The organism is Streptomyces fuscichromogenes (genome assembly GCF_014645815.1).
Classification (GTDB): Bacteria; Actinomycetota; Actinomycetes; order Streptomycetales; family Streptomycetaceae; genus Streptomyces; species Streptomyces fuscichromogenes.
Genome location: NZ_BMML01000028.1, coordinates 108,578 through 126,681, shown reverse-complemented (window position 1 = coordinate 126,681; position 18,104 = coordinate 108,578). Strand labels below are relative to the sequence as shown.

Below are 18,104 nucleotides of genomic sequence, written 5' to 3'. Positions count from 1 at the left end.
GCCCGAAGCTACTTGGGTAGGTGGCATGCGCTCATTGTGCGCGCCCCAACCCATCTATGGGAGTCCCGACGGCGGTCGCCTCGAAGGCGATCAACAGCACCACGGACACGATGCCGACGCTCAACGCCCGGTACGACCGCCCCAGCACCCCGCGCTGATCGACTCTGTCGGCGTTCTCGTCCGCGACGACGGCGTCGCTCGGTTCAAGGGCGGTCATAACGACCACGGTAAGGCCCAACCGCCTCCCTGACCCCTGTCGCAAGCCCCACCCCGCCTGCGACCTTGGTCGTACGCCCCCCGTTCATGAACGCCGTATGGCAGTCCCGTTGCATCCCCACCTGCCCCCTTGAGCCCCTCCCCCGCACCCCCGTACCTTCGAACCACGAACACGGCCGTGTGCCCGAGTGGTTCAGGGACTCGCCTGCAAAGCGAGTTACGTGGGTTCGATTCCCGCCACGGCCTCCGACTGCCTGACCAGGCATGACGAAAGGGCGGCACCCCGAGGGGTGCCGCCCTTTGAGTCGCCCGTCTCAGTTCCCCTCTCAGTGACGAGCGCGCCCCGTTGCGGGCCCTTGAAAACTTCGGCAGCACCCAGGCCAACCGATGGCGCAGTCAGAACGGGGACTGCGGCCAGGGCTTCGGCGTAGTCGGATGATGTCCGATTTGTGATCACGTGAGTCCCAGGATGGCGAGCGGGCGTCGTGCGTCGCGGGCGTTGTGTCGCAGTCCGGCGGCGATGTTGGTGCTCCCCGCGAGGCGGAGGGCGCCGATGGCGAGGTTGCGCCAGGTGGCCATGGCGCGAGGCGCGGTGCCTGTCCGCAGTTGGGAAGCATCCTCGGCGAACGTCACGTCTCTGACAGGGTGCAGGGCCTCGACCTTCCAGTGGTCGCGGATCAAGCTCGCGAGCTCGACGGGTGCGGCCTGTTCGGCGGTGAGGCTGGTGACGGCGTAGACGGTCTTGATGCTGATTCTGCCGTTTTTGCGGTCCACTCGGCGGCGCTTGAGCTGGACGGCTTGGCGGGCCCCGGAAAAGAGCAGGTTGTTTACCGTGCAGACCTTGATCCGGCGGATGCTGTAGCCGACGATCCGTAACCGAGCCCAGGTGCACTGGTTGGCTGTGACACTTCCCGATCAAAGGCGGTAGGTGAAGAACAGTACGGCAGTTAGCTGGAAACGGGGGACACTCGTGTTCGACATACTTGCAGCACTCAAAACGGGTAGCCCGGTCAAGCAATTCGTCGAGGGTGGACAACTAGGTGACGCCATTTCGGATATTGGCATCCAGGCGGCGATTACCGCCCTGGGTAAGGTATTCGGAAATTTTGCCCGCTGGGAGGCTCTCGACGCAAAGCGTCAACGCATCCTCTGCCTCATGGCGATCTGTTACCGGTACCTCAACGAGCAGGCGCTAGCGGAGCAGACTCTCGATAGAACTCCGACACAGCATTCCATGGAGCTTTCCGAAGGGGCGATCTTGTCGCTCCTTTTGGGGGGCATGATCAACCCGCTGGTCCACGTAGAGGAATTCATCGGCACCTATGATCGGTACGCCTTCAAGGGGAATGAGTTGGATGATCTCAAGGCGGCCATTCACGCTTTGCCGTTGGGGGACCTGCCGCCTCACTTGCCCCTCGGCTGACGTTGGCGCTAACGCTTGAAGCGGTCGCCAGCCTGATTGCCGAGCAGGCTTCCCACTCAGCTCGCCAACATGATCCGCTCACACTGGCAGACCGAGGCCCTGCACCACCGTGCGGGACCACCCCCTCGCCGAGGACAGGGCGATTGCAAAGTCCCGGGGATCTTGTGAGTGCGCAGGTCACAGCAGCGTGACGAGGGTGGATGGATGCGCGACCACACGCAACGAAGCTCCGTTGCGGAGGTGACCTTCCCAAGTCGCCTTCGCCCAAAGGAGCTTCGATGTGCCGTCAGTCCGCCACCGTCTGCCTGGTCAGGTCGCCCACCCGTCAGCACCGCGTGACGGGTGCGCTGGCCGAGCGGCTGGTCACGCTCGCCGATACGCGGTGCCGGCGCGGAAAGCGCCACCCCTTCGTGGCAGTGCTGCTGATCGCCCCCCCTAGCCGTGGTGAGCGGGGCGAGGAGCATCGTGGCGATCGATGAGTGGGCCGCTGACGCCCCGCAGGACGTTCTAGCCCGGCTCGGTGCCCCCACCACAACGGCTCTGGCCGCGGTGCCCGCACCACGACGGCTCTGGCCGTGCGGATCCCGCCCAGCGGCGCGACGATCCGCCGGGTCATCAAGGACACCTGCCCCGGCGGCCTGGCCGACCTCCTCGGCCACGACCGGGCCGGCACCGACACCCTCGCGATCGACGGCAAGAGCGCCCGCGGCTCGCGCCTGAGCAGCACCCCGGCCGCCCATCTGCTGGCCGCGATGACCGGCACAGGCATGACCGTCACCCAGCTCAGGGTCCCGGAGAAGACGAACGAGATCATCTGCTTCGCCGCCCTCCTGGACCCCTATGGCTTGCGAGGAGTCACCGTGACCGGCGACGCACTGCACACCCAGCGCGACCACGCCCGCTTCCTCGTCGAAACGGAGCAGGCCCACTACGCCTTCACCGTGAAACGCAACCAGAAGAACCTCTGCACCCAGCTGAGCACCCTGCCCTGGGAGAAGGCGACAGCGAAGTTCTACGACCGCACCACCGGCCGCGGCCGCAAGGAGACCCGCGTCGTGCACGTGCCGACCGTCACCGACCTTGGCATCGACTTCCCCCACGCCACCCAGGTCGCCAAGGTCGTACGCCACTGCACCGACACCAAGACCGGCAAGCAGAGCCGCGAGACCGTCTACGCCAGCACCGACCTGACCAGCCGCCAGGCATCCCCGGAACGGATCGCAACGATCTCGAGGGCGCACTGGGTGATCGAAAACAGGCTCCACTTCGTCCGGGACACAGCCTTCCGCGAGGACGCCTCCAAGATCCTTACCGGACACGGCCCGGAGAACATGGCCACCCTCCGCAGCTTCGCCATCAACCAGCTCCGCGCCGCCGGCCACACCAACATCGCCGCCGGACTCCGCACGACAGCCCTCCGCCCCTACGAGCGGCCACTCGCCGTCCTCGGACTCAACTGACCTGCGCCAACGCACGATCAACGAACCATGCAATCGCCCTGCCCCACGGGCCCGCGGCCCGTGTCCTCCGGCTCGTATCGCAAGCTGCGCCTCAAGGCGGACGTCAACGGGCCGTGCAGTGGACGTCAACGGGCCGTGCACACGCGCCCGGTTCCATGGTCACGCGGCCGGTTCCCTCGATCAGGCAGCGTCCACGCCGTTTCCGTACGGTGCGGCGCATCCTCGCACCTGAGCACCAGGCCTCCAACCACCGTGTGAACATCAGCAGGGGAAATACGATGACGCGTTCCCACCTGTCTCCCGGCGGGAGTTCGCAGGCCCCCGGGCGCCTGCCGGGGTTCCCCCCGTCCGGCGGTGACGATCGGCCGGACGGCGATGTCAAGTTCAGAAACTTCGTAACACTCACCGCTCAGGAAATCGAGAGGGGTGCTCAGACTCTGAGTGGCGATGAGTTGGCACCCTTATCGCACCTGACGGGAGTTTCTGTTCCGAGATCTGCCAATCCTGACGGGTTCCGTTTCGACGCTCAAGGTCACGTAAACGACGGTCTGCTGTATGCCCGGATTTACTGCGGCGCGATGAATGGGGTGTCCTGCGGCGGTACGGCCGGTGATCCGATCGTGGCCGATGTGGTCAAGGCGGGCCGGATCTCATTTGTCGGCGAAGGGGGAGAATATACTGTCAAGCCGGGCCAGATGTTCATTCGCGACACCAAACTGTCATGGGAGTTTTCTTGCTCCGCCTCCTTTTCGGCGCACGTCATATCCGTTCCCAGACATCTGGTGGCCCCTCGCGTCAGTTCGGTAAGAGTGCTTGATCGCGCGTACGTGGCAGATGCCGGTATGCCGGAAGTCACGTTTCTCCTGAAATTCATTGAGATGATTGACGAGAATGTCGATCACCTAGGCGTCTCGAAATCCATACGCATCACCCTTCGGGATGCTTTCGCCGCGCTCATCTCGGGAATCATGTCCGATTGCTGGGGCATGGAGTCGGACACTCACGCGAGCATGACTGTTGCGGCTGCGAGAAATGTCATCGAGCGTCATCTGGACAGCCATGATCTCTCACCTCGGATGGTCGCTCAGCATATTGGTGTCTCACTCCGGACACTGCACCGATCATTTTCGGTGTCAGGTGAATCGATGATGACATTCGCGCGTAGGAGGCGCCTCCAACAAGCTCACGACGAACTAGTGGGAACCGAAACGCTAAAAGATATTTCCGCGTTGGCTGCGCGCTGGCATTTTTCGGATTCGAGTCACTTTATTCGGCATTTTAAGGCCTACTACGGGTCAACCCCCGGGGCATATCTGAGGAACAGAAGAACTGGCGACTCCTGATCTGCTCGACGAGGGTCCGGCGCAACCCTCGTCGAGGAGGTCGCCGTAGGCGGCGGGTTTCGCTGTCAGCAGGCGCGAGAAACCCTGTCGTTGAGATCGACGGTTCCGCTCGTGGCCGGAGCCGGTGCCACCCGCAGGTCGGCGACCGACCCGCCGCCGCTGACAACCGAATAGATTCCGGCGGTTTCGGCATGCTGGTTCAGAATCAACGCGCTGTCCGTGTTGTTCTTGACCGAGGAAGCCTGGTTGTCCGCCGGAGTTCCGTCCGAGAACCTCTTGCCCGCCAGGTCATTTACGCACGACGTCTTGACGCCGTTACTCAACGTGATCTTGGGAACCACGTACATCGGCCCCGAGAAGTTGATGTCCTTGTAGAGGCAAACCTCATCTGACGGGCAGGATGTGGCGGCACTGGCCGTCGGCCCCATTACCCCTGCACTCGCCAGAGCCAAAGCTATTGCCGGAATCACTACAGCTGCTCGCATCTTGTTCAGGATCCTCATCTCTTTTTTTACAGGAGAGAATTTGCCCTACCGGTTGCATGCTGCATTATCCGCTACTTCCACCTTGGGGTGATAGAGCACCCATGCCCGTCGATGGTACGACCGTGCCAACCTGGACACGGCCTGGCCTGCGCGGCGCCACCGTGGCGCGCGTATGCCACGGCATGGCGCGGTTGTTCAATACTTTCCTGCCCTCATTTGATGTGATGATCAACGTAAACGTCAGGAAGGGAGAACAGCCATGCTGAAGCCCTATTGGTAGAAGAACCAGCAAGGGAGAAAGGCCGGCGCATGCCCGTACCCATCGGCGCGGGCATGCGCCGGTCCGCCTTCCTGGCTGTGCATCGTCATTGTCCCGTCCATCGACCGCCCGATGGACGCACCAGTGCATTCCGGCATTCCTCCCGCCAGGCCTCCTGAGGGCGCAAATTGAAGAATCGAGGGTAACGCCGTGCATGGCAAACCCACCCCACGGTCCCTTTTCTCTTCGACTGAGTTCCGTGCCGCCTGGCTGGCCGAACTGGTTTCGTTCTTCGGGGACCAGCTGGCCCGGGTCGCGCTGGCAATCCTGGTGTTCGACCGCACGGACTCTGCGGCCCTGACCGGCCTCACCTATGCGCTGACCTACGTGCCGAGCGTTGTCGGGGCGCTTACGCTTTCCCACCTGGCGGATCGGCGGCCCCGCCGCAGTGTCCTGATGACGGTGGACATCTGTCGGGCCATCGCCGCCGGGGCCATGGTGATTCCAGGTATTCCGCTCGGTGTTCTTTGCCTGCTCGTGTCGGTCATGTCGTTTCTGGGTGGACCGTACAGAGCGGCCCATCTTGCCCTGCTGCGCGAGATTCTCAGCGCCGAGCAGTATCCGATCGGCATGTCTGTCCGGCAGATCACTATGCAGGCGGCTCAGATCTTCGGCTTCGCCTTCGGCGGTGTGGTGTCCTCGGTCTTCACACCGCGGGCGTGTCTCGCTTTTGACGCCACCACCTTCGTCGCGTCGTTCGGGCTCTACTGGTGCTTCGTCAAGTCGCGCCCGGCTGCCGGGACACCGGAGGGAACAGGATCCGTCGCAGCCGGTCTGACCGTCCTGTGGGCCGAGCCTCGCCGACGGGCGATCTTCCTGAGCACAGCACTCGGGTTCTTCTACATCACCCCCGAGGCGGTGGCCGCGCCCTACGCCAGCGCCCTCGGCCTCGGATCGGTCTGGGTGGGCGTCCTGCTGGCCAGCACGGGTGTGGGCGCGGTGGCCGGCCTGTGGGCGTTCCACCGGTTCGTGCCGGCCCACCGCTACGCGGACCACCTACCGCTGCTGTGCTTCACCACCGGCCTTCCGCTTGTCGCCGTCGCGATCCAGGGCGGCGGGATCTACCTGGCCATGGTGTCCTTCGCCGTCAGCAACGCGCTGTGGTGCATCCAGGTGGTGGTCTCCGTCTCCACGCTGGTCGAACTGCTGCCGGACGACCGTCGTGCCCAGGGCATGGGCGTGGCGTCGGCCATGAACCTCACCGCCCAGGGCGTCGGCACCGGAGGCGCCGGACTGCTCGCACAGTGGCAGAGCCCGGTCTTCGCCCTGTCCTTCATGGGAGCCGCATCGGCGGTGGCCGGGCTGTGGCCCGGTCTGCTGTGGCTCCGGTCGACCCGGAAGGTGGCGGCCCTGCCCGCGCCCGACAGTGCGTGAACGCGGGCGTGGGACCACTGCCACACTCACGGCTTTGTACGCGCGCCACTGTGCAATCGCTGCAATACACGTCACTGGCATGGATGGCGGCCCCAATACGGCCGAACACCACTCAGCCGCAATCTTGATGCCCCAGGCACGCCGACACGTGGAGGCAGTGCAAGTGCACAGCTCCCTTGACCGCTCCTTCCTGGAGGCATCGTCCCGGTCAGCCGTCCCAGCTCCGCCTCGGTTTCCGTCTCGTTCGTAGCCGTACGCGGCCGTTCAGGGCCGTTCGCTCCGCCCTGCCAGCGGTGCCACCGCACGGGATCATGCCCTGACCAGCACAGACAAACCTGCGAAGCGAGTTACGTGGGTTCGATTCCCGCCACGGCCTCTACTGCCTTTATCAGGCACAGGCAAAGCGAAGGGGCAGCACCCCGCAAGGGGTGCCGCCCCACTGCTCATCCCTCATTCCGGGGGCGGGTCATTCCCCAGTCCGACTGGAACTGTCCGGGGGGCCGATGACCGCCAGTACGTCACCGACCTTGGCGGTCTCGCCCTCACCGACAACAATTTCACGCACAACACCGGAGACCGGCGCGTAGATTTCCATATCCACCTTGTCCGTTTCGACCGAGCCGAGCCAATCGCCATCGGAGACGGTCTCGCCGACCTTGACCTCCCACCCACCGACGGTGGCTTCGGTGACCGATTCTCCGAGCGAGGGCATCACGACGTTCGTGTCCTGTCGTTTTTCCGGAGTCGGCGAGGGCGAGGTGGGTTCCGGGGTCTGGGATCGGGTCTCCGATGGTGTCGGCGCCAACGCCTCGGCACCGAGAGAAGCAACGCCCGGAGAAAGGGCGAGCGTTGCGACCAGACAGGATTCACCGATGACTCGGGGAACTCGGCTACGAGCACTCCTGAACATGATCACCCCTTACGCCGCCCCCTGCGCCTCAAAGGAAGAGTAGGTTGAGCGACTGGTGATCGCATGTTGCATAACCCGGGCAACCGTCCTCGCGCGTCCGACGACGGTTGAGAAGTCAATTGTCGTTGTCAGGGCCCAAGTGGACACAGTGCGCGTGGCTGGCTACGGTCGAATGAGTGATGCCTCCGGTGCCGGCACGGTCCGCACGCAGGGAATTGGGCGTCACAAGTCGGAATCCATGGGCCCTCATGGCACCTGGCGCATCGCGTGCAGACACCGCCGCCCGGACCGCAACCGCCCACGTTCCGTCTCGAAGAAATCGAAGAACTCGAAGAACTCGAATAATTCACAGAAAGAGGACAGCCATGCGCGCGAAGCGAGTCATCGCGGTCGTGCTGAGCCCCGTCGCCGCAGCACTGGCGTTCTCGCCGGCGCTGATGACGCAGGCGGTGGCCGACACCACCCAGACGTCGGCAGTGTCCGCCCCGCACGCCCCCGACGCCAAGAGCCCGGCGAAACAGGGAACCACGGACGGGAGCAAGGCTGGCAGGACGGACGGCGAGAACTGCGACTACAAGGCGAGCTACAACCCCTCGGCGAAGAAGCCCAATTACGATCCCGCGCAATACAGCCAGTACAAGAGCTCCTACAATTCCGCGTACGACAGCGCCTACAACACCAATTTCGACGAAAGCGCCTGCGCCGACTAGCGTCGGGCCGTTGTACCGGGCGGTGATCGATCGTCGCGGTGTTCCCAGAACCTCCCCTTCCTCGGCGGCCTGTCCCCCGTGCGAGCTACACGCAGGTGTCCACTCGGCGGGGACGCGTCGCGGGGTGGCCGATCCGTAGCGTTCGGGCCAGTCGCAGCGGTTGGGCTGCGGGTTCTGGGAGGGATTCATCATGAGGCTGGTCTGGCAGCTCCTGGCGGTCGCGGCGGTCGCCTTCGTCGGGGGGCAGGGTGTCGCCGCGGTACAGGGGAACTGGTTCCTCACCCTGGTCCTCGGCCTGCTCACCGCGGTGGTCGCGGTGCTGGTCTACGGGTGGGTGGTACGGCGGACCGAGCACCGGGTGAGCGTGGAGGTGGGGCGGGAGGGCGCCCGGGCGGCGTTCGGGCGCGGGGTCGCCGTAGGCGTGGCGACGTTCGCGTGCGTCATCGGGAACATCGCCCTTCTCGGGGACTACACGGTCCACGGAGCGGGCTCGGTGACGGGCGCGATGGGGCTGGTCGGGTTCATGGCCGCCGCCGCGGTGACGGAGGAACTGCTGTTCCGGGGCGTGCTGTTGCGGATCGTCGAGCAGCGCTTCGGGACGTGGGTCGCGCTCACCTCGACCGGGGCGCTGTTCGGGATGATGCACCTGCTGAACAAGGACGCGACGGTGTGGGGCGCCCTCGCCATCGCGATCGAGGCCGGCGGCATGCTCGGCGCCGCGTACACCGCCACCCGCACCCTCTGGCTGCCGATCGGCCTGCACTTCGGCTGGAACTTCGCCGAGTCCGGCATCTTCGGCACCGAGGTCTCCGGCAGCGGCGGAACGCAGCAGGGGCTGCTGGATGCCGGCACCTCGGGGGCGCGGCTGGTCACCGGCGGGCAGTTCGGGCCGGAGGCGAGCGTGTACTCGGTGCTGCTCGGGGTGCTGGTGACGGTCGCGTTCCTGTGGCTGGCCAAGCGGCGGGGGCATGTGGTGCCGCGTCGGCGCCGGGACGTCCCGGCCGGCTCCGTCGCTACACTGCCCCGGTGATCAGTCCTCGGCAGGCGCCCGGGTGGTGGCCCCGGCTCGACGTCACGGTCCGGGATCTGCCGCTCGGGCTGCTGCTCCTGGCCGGGTCGTTCCTGTCGGCCCTGCACGGCAAGGGCACCCAGGTCGGGGACCTGCCGACCCGCCCCTTCGACGCGCTGGCCATCGCGGTGCTCGGCCTGGAGTGCCTGCCGCTCGCCGTGCGCCGGCGGTGGCCGGCCGTCTCGCTCGCCCTGGTGTCGCTCGGCTTCGCCGTCGACCAGCTGCGCGGCTACCACTCGGTCGCGGGCACCGCGCTGCCGCTCGCCCTGATCAGCGGCGGCGCCCATCTGGAACGCCACCGGCGGGTCGCCGCGCTGGTGCTCTCCGCGGCCTACGTGCCGTTGGCGGTCGCGCTGCACCGGCTGGGGTCGGGGGGCGAGACGGCGAGCGGGTTCGTCACGTTCTACCTGGCGCTGGTGCTCGCCTGGGGGGTCGGGGCGTGGCTGCGCTCCACCCGGACCGCGGAGGCCGAACGCCGGCGGCGGGTCGCCGAGGACACCCGTACCGCCGAGCGCACCCGGATCGCCCGCGAGCTGCACGACGTGGTGACCCATCATGTGACGGCGATGGTGGTGCAGGCGGAGGCGGCCCGTTATCTGACCGCCGCGCCGGACCGCCTCGACCAGACGCTGACCGCCGTCACCGACACCGGACGGCGGGCCATCTCGGACCTGCGCCATCTGCTCGACCTGCTCAACCCCGACCACGGCACCGGCACCGGCACCGGCACCTCCACCTCCACCTCCGTCGGCGGTACGGAGGTCAGGACACCCCCGGCCGGCCGGCTGCTCACGCTCGTGGAGCAGACGCGCCGGACCGGGCAGCCGGTGGAGTTCACCGAGGAGGGCACGCCGGCGGAGTCGGCCGGCAGCGCCGACCTGGTGGCCTACCGGGTGGTGCAGGAAGCCCTCACCAACGCACTCAAATACGCGCATGGCAACCGCACTTCGGTACGGGTCCGCCATGACGAGAAGGAGATCACCGTGGAGGTCGGCACGGCCGGGTCCGGTGCGCCGTCCGCGGGGCCCGCCGGTTCGGGCGAGGGCGGCGGTTCCGGGGAGAGCGGGCGCGTCGGGCGGCCGGGCGGGTCGCCCGGCGGAAGCGGGCGCGGGCTGGTCGGTCTACGGGAGCGGGTGGCCCTGCTGGGCGGCGAGTTCAGCGCGGGCCGGCAGGCGGACGGCGGGTTCGTCGTCCGGGCCCGGATACCCGTGGGGAACCCGGCGTGACCGCCGCGGGTGAGGCGGGCAAGGCCGGCGGGACCGCCTCGGGCGAGGCGGGCGGGACGGCGCCGATCCGGGTCCTGGTCTGCGACGACCAGGTGCTGATCCGCACCGGACTGGCGACGATCATCGACGCCCAGCCCGACCTGGAGGTGGCGGGCGAGTGCGGGGACGGCCAGGCCGCCGTCGACCTCGCCGGCCGGCTGCGTCCGGACGTCGTGGTGATGGACGTCCGGATGCCGGTCCTGGACGGCATCGAGGCCACCCGGCGGCTCGCCGGTGCCGGGGTGCCGCATCCGGTGAAGGTGCTCGTGGTGACGACGTTCAACCTGGACGAGTACGTCTACGAGGCCCTGCGCGCGGGCGCCAGCGGCTTCCTGCTCAAGGACGCCCCGCCGGACCGGCTGCTGCACGGCATCCGGACCGTGGCCACCGGCGCGGCCCTGCTGGACCCCGAGGTGACCCGGCAGCTCGTGGGCCGCTACGCCGCCCGCATCCGCCCCGCCGACGGCGGCTCCCCGCACGGCGTTCCGCTGACCCCGCGCGAGCTGGAGGTGCTGCGGCTGATCGCGGACGGCCTCTCCAACGGCGAGATCGCCGCGGCCCTCGTGCTCAGCCCGGAGACCGTCAAGACCTTCGTGTCCCGCATCCTCGCCAAGCTGGGGCTGCGCGACCGCGTCCAGGCCGTCGTGTACGCCTACCGCCAGGGCCTGGTGACCTGAGCCCGCGCCGCTACAGCACCCCGCCGGCCTCGTCCTGGAACAGCTCCGTCCAGTAGTGCCAGTCGGACTCCGTCGTGACGGGCGGCGGGTCGACGGCCGCGAGGGTGTGCAGCATGGTCGCGGCGAGCTGGTCGTAGGCCTCGGTGGTGAGTTCGTGGTTCAGGTGCTCGTCGATGGTGCGCTCGTGGTGCAGGAGCCAGAGGGTGTAGGCGAGCGTGGAGATGTCCGTGTTGAGGGGGTAGAGGGTCGCCTCGGGCTCGGAGAAGTTGAGGATCGCGCCCGTGGTGCCGTCCACCACGAGGCTGTTGTCCTCGACCAGGTGGCCGAGGCGTATCAGCCGGTCGGCGTGGGCCGGGAGGTCGTCCACCGGGAAGCCGCCCGGACGGATGTCGGTGAAGTACTCCCAGAGGGTGGGCAGCGGGGCGTCCGGGTCGAGGTGGAAGAGGACCGCGTCCTCCGGCAGGCCGGTCTCGCGCAGGAAGCGGCGGGTCGGCTCATGGGTGAGCGTGGGCGGGAAGTCGACCTCCTCGAAGCGGGCCACCCGGCCCTGCCCGAACTCCTGGTCCAGGAGCCGGAGCGGCAGGTCCACGGTCAGCCCGGAGTCCGTGCCGGGGCCCGCGACCAGGCTGAGGGGGCGGATCAGGGCCGTCGCCTTCCAGTAGGGCGGGACGTCACCGGCCGTGCCCTGCTCGAAGAGGTCCAGGAGCCTGCGGGAGGCCTCGGTCGCCACCTTCGTGCCGTGCGTCCCGGCGAGAGAGGCGAAACGGCCGCGCAGGCCCGTCAGTTCCTCGGTGACGGCGGCGAAGCGCAGCAGCGTCTCCAGCGAGGGCGCCAGCGGGCGCGGGTCGGTGGGGTCGAGCAGGTAGGCCGTGGTGATCTCGCCGGTGCCGCCGTCGAGGAGGATCGACTCGGTGTCCAGGCCGGCCGGGGCCAGCAGCTCCCCTATCACCAGCCGGTCGCGGAGCTCCTCCGCGAGCCGGGACGGGCCGTCCGTGACGTCCGCCAGCGTGCGCAGACCGGCCCTGCGCAGCGGCTCGAAGGTCAGCAGGCCGCCGCTGTCGGGCAGTCCGGGGCCGGTGAGCCAGCTGCGGGTCGGTTCGTGCGTGATGTAGCGGTCCAGTTCGGCCTCGGTCAGCGTGATCGCCGTCGCACCGCTGCCGGTCGTGCTGATCGTGCCGCTCGTGCTCATCGCTGCCCCCGCGATCAAAGTGTTCAAGACGTGCAAGTGGTTCGAGTGGTGCGTCGTGCGTAGAAGTCGGCAGGGCATGGCGGGCCGTCCGGGCTTCCCCTCCGGAGCGGCCGTCCCCACTGCCCAGAACACTACGCCGCGGCACTGACAACGCCCCGCAGAAGAGACGTCAGGCGACCCTCGTCCGTTCCGTCCCGGTGAGAATCGCTTCCACCGTCTGTTCCACGGTCAGCTCCGAGGTGTCCAGCCACAGCCCCAACGGCTCGGTGCGCAGCCGTAGTTCCGCGTCCAGGTCGGCGACCGTCCAGGCGGGCCCGTACCCGGTCTTCGGCCGTGCCGCGTCCCTCGCCGCGACCGTCTCGGGGCTCGGGGCCAGGACGACGACGTGCAGCGGGCGGGTGCGGATCCGGCCGACGTACGACGTCAGCTCCGGGCCCAGCAGCACGTCCTGGACGATCGCGGTGAACCCGGCCCCGGCGTACGCGTCCGCCGTCGCCGCCGAGAGGCGGTAGCGGAGGTGGAGCTGGGCCGTGGCCTCCTCGGCGGCGTCGGGGGTGAAGTCCTGGCGCCCCGAGACGATCATCCGGCGGAAGACGTCGCCGCGGACGTGCGCGGCGCGCGGCAGCCTCTCGGCCAGCGCCTGGGCGACCGTCGACTTGCCGGACGCCATCACCCCGGCGATCACCACGACCCCGGTGAGGGTCACTGGCCCGTGACGACCGCCGCCTGCGGGCGGATCGGGAGGCGGTTGACCGGGCGGCCGGTGGCCGCGCGGACGGCGGAGGCGATGGCCGCCGGGGAGGTCACCACCGGCACCGCGCTGACCGACTTGGCGCCGAAGGGGGCGACCACGTCGCGTTCCTCGACGAGCTTGACGATCCGGATGTCGGGCGCGTCGAGGGCGGTCGGCAGGGCGTACCCGGTGAGGTCGGGGTGGCGGATCAGACCGCGCGGGGTGCGCAGGTTCTCCGTCAGGGCGATGCCCACGCCCTGCGTGACACCCGCCTCGATCCGGGCGTTGAGCTGCGCCGGGTTGAGGATCCGGCCCACGTCCTGGGCGACGGCCAGCTCCACGACCCGTACCGAGCCCAGCTCGATGTCGACGTCGACGACCGCGCGGATCGCGCAGAAGGCGAGGCCCACGAAGGCGTCGCCCTGGCCGTCGGCGTCCAGCGGCTCGGTCGGGTGCGGGCGGCACTGGGCGGTGGCCCACAGTTCCTTGCCGTCCAGCGCCTCGGTGACGGTGGTCGACAGGACGCCGTCGTACGACGTGATCTTGCCGTCGGTGATCTGGAGCAGCTCGGTGGACATGCCGAACTTGTGGGCGAGGGGCTGGAGGAGCTGGGTGCGGACCATCTTGGCCGCGCGTTCGACGGCGCCGCCGGAGACCCAGGTGTGGCGGCCGCGGCAGCCGGGGCCGGCCGGCGGCTGGTCGGTGTCGACGGGGGCCACGTGGACCTCGTCGATGCCGAGGGTCTCCTGGACGATCTGGCGGGCCAGGGTGGTGAAGCCCTGGCCGGTCTCCACGGCCGCGCAGAGCACGGTCGCGATGCCGTCGTGGACCTTGACGGTGGCCGTCGAGACCTCGTCGGCGCCCTCCGCGCCGAGCATGTGCACCATGCCGAGGCCGTAGCCGACGCCCCGGCGCACCGCGCCCGGCTCGCCCGCGCCCTCGGGGCCGCCGGGCAGCAGCCACTCGTCCTCGGGGGTGTCCTTGGGGAGCGCGGGGAGGGGGAAGTCCCGTACCGCCTGGAGGAGTTCGGCGACGGGGGCCGGGCAGGTCACCGTCTGGCCGATGGGCAGCACGTCGCCGGTGGCGAGGGCGTTGCGCAGCCGGATCTCGGCCGGGTCGATGCCGAGCTTCTTCGCCAGCTTGTCCATCTGCGCCTCGTAGGCGGCGCACACCTGCATGGCGCCCTCGCCGCGGACGTGGCCGGAGGGCGGGTTGTTGGTGCGGACCGCCCAGCCCTCGATGAAGGCGTTCGGGACGACGTACGGGCCGCAGGCGAAGGAGACGGCGGCGGCCAGGGACTCCGCGGAGGTGTCGGCGTAGGCGCCCGCGTCGAGCAGGATCTGCGCCTCGACCTTGACCAGCATGCCCTCGGCGTCGGCGTGGTGCCGGTAGCGGAGCAGGGTGGGGTGGCGGTGGGCGTGGCCGAGGAAGGACTCCTCGCGCGTGGCGGTGAGTTTGACCGGGCAGCCGGTCTTCAGGGCGAGCAGGCCGAGCGGGAGCTGGAAACCCTGGTCCTCGCGGTCGGCGGTGGCGCCGGGCACGCCGGTGACGACGATCTTCACCTGTTCGAGGGACAGGCCGTAGCAGGCGGCGGCCGTGTTGCGGTCGGTGTGCGGGTCGGTGGAGGCCAGGTACAGCTCGACCCCGCCGTCCGGGCGGGGCACGGCGAGGCCGGCCTCGGCGCCGATGGGGGCGGGATCCGCGCGGCCGATGCGGTACTGGCCCTCGACGACGATCTCGCCGGTCGCGTCCGGGTCGCCGTGCTGGAGCGGGATGTGCCGGATCAGGTTGCCGTCCGGGTGCAGCGGCTCGGCCTCGAAGGACTGCTCGGGGTCGATGACCGGGTCGAGCACCTCGTACTCGACGATGACGGCGGCGGCGGCCATGCGGGCCGTGTCCGGGTGGTCGGCGGCGACGGCCGCGATGGGCTCGCCGTGGTGCCGTACCACCTCGGAGGCGAAGACCGGGCGGTCCGGGGTGCCCCGGCCGTGGCGCGGGGTGCCGGGGACGTCCTCGTGGGTGATGACGGCCCGTACGCCGGGCATCTCGCGCGCGTGGCTGGTGTCGATCGACACGATGCGCGCGTGCGGGTGCGGGGAGCGCAGCACGGCCGCCCACAGCAGGCCCTCGGCCCACAGGTCGGCCGCGTACGGGAAGGTGCCCTCGGTCTTCGCGCCCGCGTCGGCGGCGGGCAGCGACACGCCGAGGCCGTGCGGCAGCGGTTCGGGGGCGGGGACGGGCGTCTCCGCGGCCGTGGTCGTGGTGACGGTCTCGTTGGTCACGCCTGGCCTCCGTCCGGGCCGTAGGGCTGATCGTCGTAGCTCTGGCTCTGGTCGTCGAACGACCGGTTGCCGCCGAACGTCTGGTTCCCGCCGTACGACTGGTCGCCGCCGAAGGACTGGTTGCCGCCGAACGTCTGGTTCCCGCCGTACGACTGGTCGCCGCCGAAGGACTGGTTGCCACCGTACGACTGGTCGTACGGCTGGTCGTGCGGGACCTGGATTCCGGCCCCGAAGGTGCCCGGGGAGTCGAACGCCGACGTGTTGACGCCGCCGGCGCCCGGTCCCGCCTGATGGGGAATACGGGCCTCGTCGCCGTCCGTCTCAGCGTCGGCGGCGGCGTGTGCCTCGCGTTCGGCGACGACCTCGTTGACGGCGTCCAGGACGCCCCGGTAGCCGGAGCAGCGGCAGAGGTTGCCGCACAGGGCCTGGCGGGTCTCCAGCTCGGTGGGGGCCGGGTTGCCCTCCAGCAGGTCGTGGACGGTCATCGCCATGCCGGGGACGCAGAAGCCGCACTGGACGGCTCCGCAGCGGGCCAGGGCGCGCTGCACGTCCGAGGGCCTGCCGTCCTGGGCCAGGCCCTCGACCGTGCGCACCTCGCTGCCGGCCGCGGTGACCGCGGGGACCAGGCAGGAGGCGACCAGGCGACCGTCGACCTGGACGTTGCAGGCGCCGCATTCGCCTTGCGAGCAGCCGTCCTTGGCGCCGGCGAGGCCGAGGCGTTCACGCAGGACGTACAGGAGGGACTCGCCGATCCAGGCGTCGGTGACAGGGCGGTCGGCGCCGTTGACGCGCAGGACGTAGGAGGCGAGGGGGTGGTCGTCCACCGCCTCGGCCTCGCCTTCGGCGTGTTCTGTCCCGTCCGCGCCACCGGTGACGCTCTCGCCGTCGGGGGCGGACGACCCCTGCGGGGCGGATCCGCTGTCGGCGGCCCGCGGATCGTGGGCGGGGTGCGGGTCCTCGGCGTCGTAGGGCGTGTCGGCTTCGCCGGCGCCCGGCGGCGCGCCGACCGCGCGCAGTTCGCCGGTATCGGCCGCTTCGCCGCCCTCGCCCCCCGCCGACGCGTCGGCCGCAGGCGGCGCACCGGCGGCCCCGGAGGTGAGGCCAGGGGCCCGCGCGCCCTCGCGACCCGCGAGGGGCTCAGCAGGCGATCCAGGGGCCTCCGCGGGGTGCTCCCACGACGGGGCCTCGGCCGCCCAGGGCGCGGACGCGCCGCCCGGCAGGGTCGTCGGCGGCGTGCCGCCCCACTGCTCGATGAGCGCGGATGTGGTGAACTCGCCCGATTCGTCCGGAATATCGCCGGTCGCGACCGGGATCGACCACTGGCCGGTCACGTCGTGGCCGGGCGCGCGCGGCGGCTCCTCGTACGTCCACTGCTGGGTCGAGGCCGGGTTGTACGTGAACCGGTCGTCGGCGGGCTGCCCCTGGGGAGCAGCGTTCGGGTCGGGCCACCGGGTGCCGTCGGGCGGCGCGCCCCAGGCGTCGGTGCCGGGCGCGGCCGTTATCTGCGGCGGCACGTAGCCGTGTCCGGGCGCGGCCAGGGGGCTGTCGGCGGACAGCAGGGCCTCGATGCCGCCCTCGGGGAGTTTCACGAACGCGGTCGCGCCGTCGTCGTAGTCGCCCTGGGGCAGCGGGTTCCAGCGGCCGCCACCGCTTGCGGGCGCGCCCTCTCCGTGCTGGTCGTCGGTCATGACAGCGCCCTCCCCAGTGCTCGTCGGGCCAGCGCGGCGACGGTGCGCCGCAGGTGCAGTACGGCGGGCGGAAGCGCGGGCACCGAACCGTCCGGCTCGGGGGCCGGGTCGGGGATGCAGGCGGCGGCGACGTACTCGCCGAAGGCGCTCAGCGCCTCCGGGACGAGCGCGCGGTCGTTGTCCCAGTCGATCAGCCGGGCCACCCACTGCTCGGCGTCCAGGGGCCTGAGCGGCATCGGCGCTATGGCGCCGACGGCGCATCTGACGCCGCGCCGCGCGGGGTCGAGGACGAGCGCCACGGAGGCCACCGAGCGGCCGGGGCCGGTGCGGCCGGTCGCCTTCAGGAAGACCTGCGGGGCGTGCAGCAGCGGTACCCGCACGAAGCCGATCAGCTCGCCCGCGCGGAGCATCTCCACACCGGCCAGCAGGTGCGACACCGGGATCTCCCGGCGGGAGCCGCCCGGTCCCGCGATGATCAGCGTCGCCTCCAGGGCGGCGAGCACCGGCAGCGCGTCGCCGGTGGGCGCGGCGGTGGCGATGTTGCCGCCGAGGGTGCCGGCGTTGCGGATGTGCGGGGGGCCGGCGGCGCGCGCGGCGGCGGCGAGCGCCGGGATCAGGGCGGCGAAGTCGGGGCGGCCCATGCGGGCGTGCGTGAGGCCGGCGCCGAGCAGGGCGTTGCCGTCCTGGTACTGCCAGCCGCGGATCTCGCTGATCCGGCCGAGGCCGACCAGGGCGGCGGGCCTGAGCTGGCCGGAGTTGACGGCGGCCATCAGGTCGGTGCCGCCGGCGACCGGGACCGCGGCGGGCATGTCGGTGAGGGCCGCGACGGCCTCGTTCAGCGTCGTGGGCAGCGTGACGGACTGCCCCGCCTGCGGTGCGTGCGTGGTCAAAACCGGCTGCCCCTTCCCGCTGCCCCACCTGGTCCCACCTGTGTGGCCGTACGGTACGTGCTCACAGGGCG

General features: G+C 69.8%; 16 protein-coding genes, 1 tRNA gene and 2 pseudogenes. 10 read left to right on the top strand and 9 right to left on the bottom strand.

The genetic code is table 11. The features are described from left to right. Positions 1-61: 61 nt before the first annotated feature. Positions 62-217, bottom strand: a pseudogene (locus IEZ11_RS41640) (MFS transporter); the annotation flags it as partial. Positions 218-390: 173 nt separating this feature from the next. On the opposite strand from IEZ11_RS41640, the gene IEZ11_RS41635 reads away from it, so the two are divergent. Then, positions 391-462, top strand: a tRNA-Cys gene (locus IEZ11_RS41635). A gap of 207 nt (positions 463-669) precedes the next feature. Here IEZ11_RS41635 and IEZ11_RS41630 read toward each other — a convergent pair. Further along, positions 670-990, bottom strand: coding sequence for a hypothetical protein (locus IEZ11_RS41630; RefSeq protein ID WP_229713675.1), 321 nt, complete (start codon positions 988-990; stop codon positions 670-672). 196 nt (positions 991-1,186) lie between these two features. Here IEZ11_RS41630 and IEZ11_RS41625 point away from each other — a divergent pair, with 196 nt between their 5' ends. From IEZ11_RS41625 to IEZ11_RS41615, 3 genes are all read left to right on the top strand, one after another. Then, entirely contained in the window at positions 1,187-1,639 is a 453-nt protein-coding gene (locus IEZ11_RS41625; RefSeq protein WP_189268253.1) for a hypothetical protein, read from the top strand. Between the two features lie 575 nt (positions 1,640-2,214). Continuing rightward, positions 2,215-3,099, top strand: a complete 885-nt coding sequence (locus tag IEZ11_RS41620; RefSeq protein ID WP_229713674.1) for an ISAs1 family transposase — start codon at positions 2,215-2,217, stop codon at positions 3,097-3,099. 278 nt (positions 3,100-3,377) lie between these two features. Next, positions 3,378-4,442, top strand: a complete 1,065-nt coding sequence (locus IEZ11_RS41615) for a helix-turn-helix transcriptional regulator (RefSeq protein ID WP_189268263.1) — start codon at positions 3,378-3,380, stop codon at positions 4,440-4,442. A 65-nt stretch (positions 4,443-4,507) separates the two neighbouring features. On the opposite strand, the gene IEZ11_RS41610 is transcribed toward IEZ11_RS41615, so the two are convergent. After that, the gene (locus IEZ11_RS41610; protein WP_189268252.1) at positions 4,508-4,945 is read right to left on the bottom strand and encodes a peptidase inhibitor family I36 protein; all 438 of its coding nucleotides are present in this window, start codon (positions 4,943-4,945) and stop codon (positions 4,508-4,510) included. Positions 4,946-5,396: 451 nt separating this feature from the next. Between IEZ11_RS41610 and IEZ11_RS41605 the strand changes: the two genes are divergently transcribed. Further along, entirely contained in the window at positions 5,397-6,620 is a 1,224-nt protein-coding gene (locus IEZ11_RS41605) for an MFS transporter (protein WP_189268251.1), read from the top strand. A gap of 12 nt (positions 6,621-6,632) precedes the next feature. Next, positions 6,633-6,800 (top strand): annotated as a pseudogene (locus IEZ11_RS41600) (endonuclease domain-containing protein); the annotation flags it as partial. 286 nt (positions 6,801-7,086) lie between these two features. On the opposite strand, the gene IEZ11_RS41595 reads toward IEZ11_RS41600, so the two are convergent. Next, positions 7,087-7,530, bottom strand: coding sequence for a lipoyl domain-containing protein (locus IEZ11_RS41595; protein ID WP_189268250.1), 444 nt, complete (start codon positions 7,528-7,530; stop codon positions 7,087-7,089). Between the two features lie 365 nt (positions 7,531-7,895). On the opposite strand from IEZ11_RS41595, the gene IEZ11_RS41590 reads away from it, so the two are divergent. From IEZ11_RS41590 to IEZ11_RS41575, 4 genes are all read left to right on the top strand, one after another. Further along, the gene (locus IEZ11_RS41590) at positions 7,896-8,240 is read left to right on the top strand and encodes a hypothetical protein (RefSeq protein WP_189268249.1); all 345 of its coding nucleotides are present in this window, start codon (positions 7,896-7,898) and stop codon (positions 8,238-8,240) included. 190 nt (positions 8,241-8,430) lie between these two features. Next, complete coding sequence (locus IEZ11_RS41585; protein WP_189268248.1) at positions 8,431-9,270, top strand: CPBP family intramembrane glutamic endopeptidase; 840 nt, start codon at positions 8,431-8,433, stop codon at positions 9,268-9,270. Further along, complete coding sequence (locus tag IEZ11_RS41580) at positions 9,267-10,535, top strand: sensor histidine kinase (RefSeq protein ID WP_189268247.1); 1,269 nt, start codon at positions 9,267-9,269, stop codon at positions 10,533-10,535. Before IEZ11_RS41585 ends, IEZ11_RS41580 begins: the two co-directional genes overlap by 4 nt. After that, entirely contained in the window at positions 10,532-11,251 is a 720-nt protein-coding gene (locus IEZ11_RS41575; RefSeq protein ID WP_373295038.1) for a response regulator, read from the top strand. Before IEZ11_RS41580 ends, IEZ11_RS41575 begins: the two co-directional genes overlap by 4 nt. A gap of 10 nt (positions 11,252-11,261) precedes the next feature. Here the strand turns inward: IEZ11_RS41575 and IEZ11_RS41570 are convergent, their stop codons facing one another. The 5 genes from IEZ11_RS41570 to IEZ11_RS41550 all read right to left on the bottom strand — a co-directional run bounded on the left by IEZ11_RS41570 (position 11,262) and on the right by IEZ11_RS41550 (position 18,033). Then, positions 11,262-12,440: an SUKH-4 family immunity protein gene (locus tag IEZ11_RS41570; RefSeq protein WP_229713673.1), complete on the bottom strand. Its 1,179-nt coding sequence runs from the start codon at positions 12,438-12,440 to the stop codon at positions 11,262-11,264. A gap of 169 nt (positions 12,441-12,609) precedes the next feature. Continuing rightward, a complete protein-coding gene (locus IEZ11_RS41565; protein ID WP_268239955.1) occupies positions 12,610-13,146 on the bottom strand; it encodes an AAA family ATPase in 537 nt (178 codons plus the stop codon). Further along, entirely contained in the window at positions 13,143-15,455 is a 2,313-nt protein-coding gene (locus IEZ11_RS41560; RefSeq protein WP_189268246.1) for a xanthine dehydrogenase family protein molybdopterin-binding subunit, read from the bottom strand. Before IEZ11_RS41560 ends, IEZ11_RS41565 begins: the two co-directional genes overlap by 4 nt. Further along, positions 15,452-17,143 carry a 2Fe-2S iron-sulfur cluster-binding protein gene (locus IEZ11_RS41555; RefSeq protein WP_189268245.1) on the bottom strand — a complete coding sequence of 564 codons (1,692 nt, stop codon included), beginning with the start codon at positions 17,141-17,143 and terminating at the stop codon, positions 15,452-15,454. Before IEZ11_RS41555 ends, IEZ11_RS41560 begins: the two co-directional genes overlap by 4 nt. Continuing rightward, positions 17,140-18,033 (bottom strand): FAD binding domain-containing protein, encoded by an 894-nt coding sequence (locus IEZ11_RS41550; RefSeq protein ID WP_189268244.1) that lies wholly within the window; start codon positions 18,031-18,033, stop codon positions 17,140-17,142. The genes IEZ11_RS41555 and IEZ11_RS41550 overlap by 4 nt, the downstream gene beginning before the upstream one ends. Positions 18,034-18,104 lie beyond the last annotated feature (71 nt).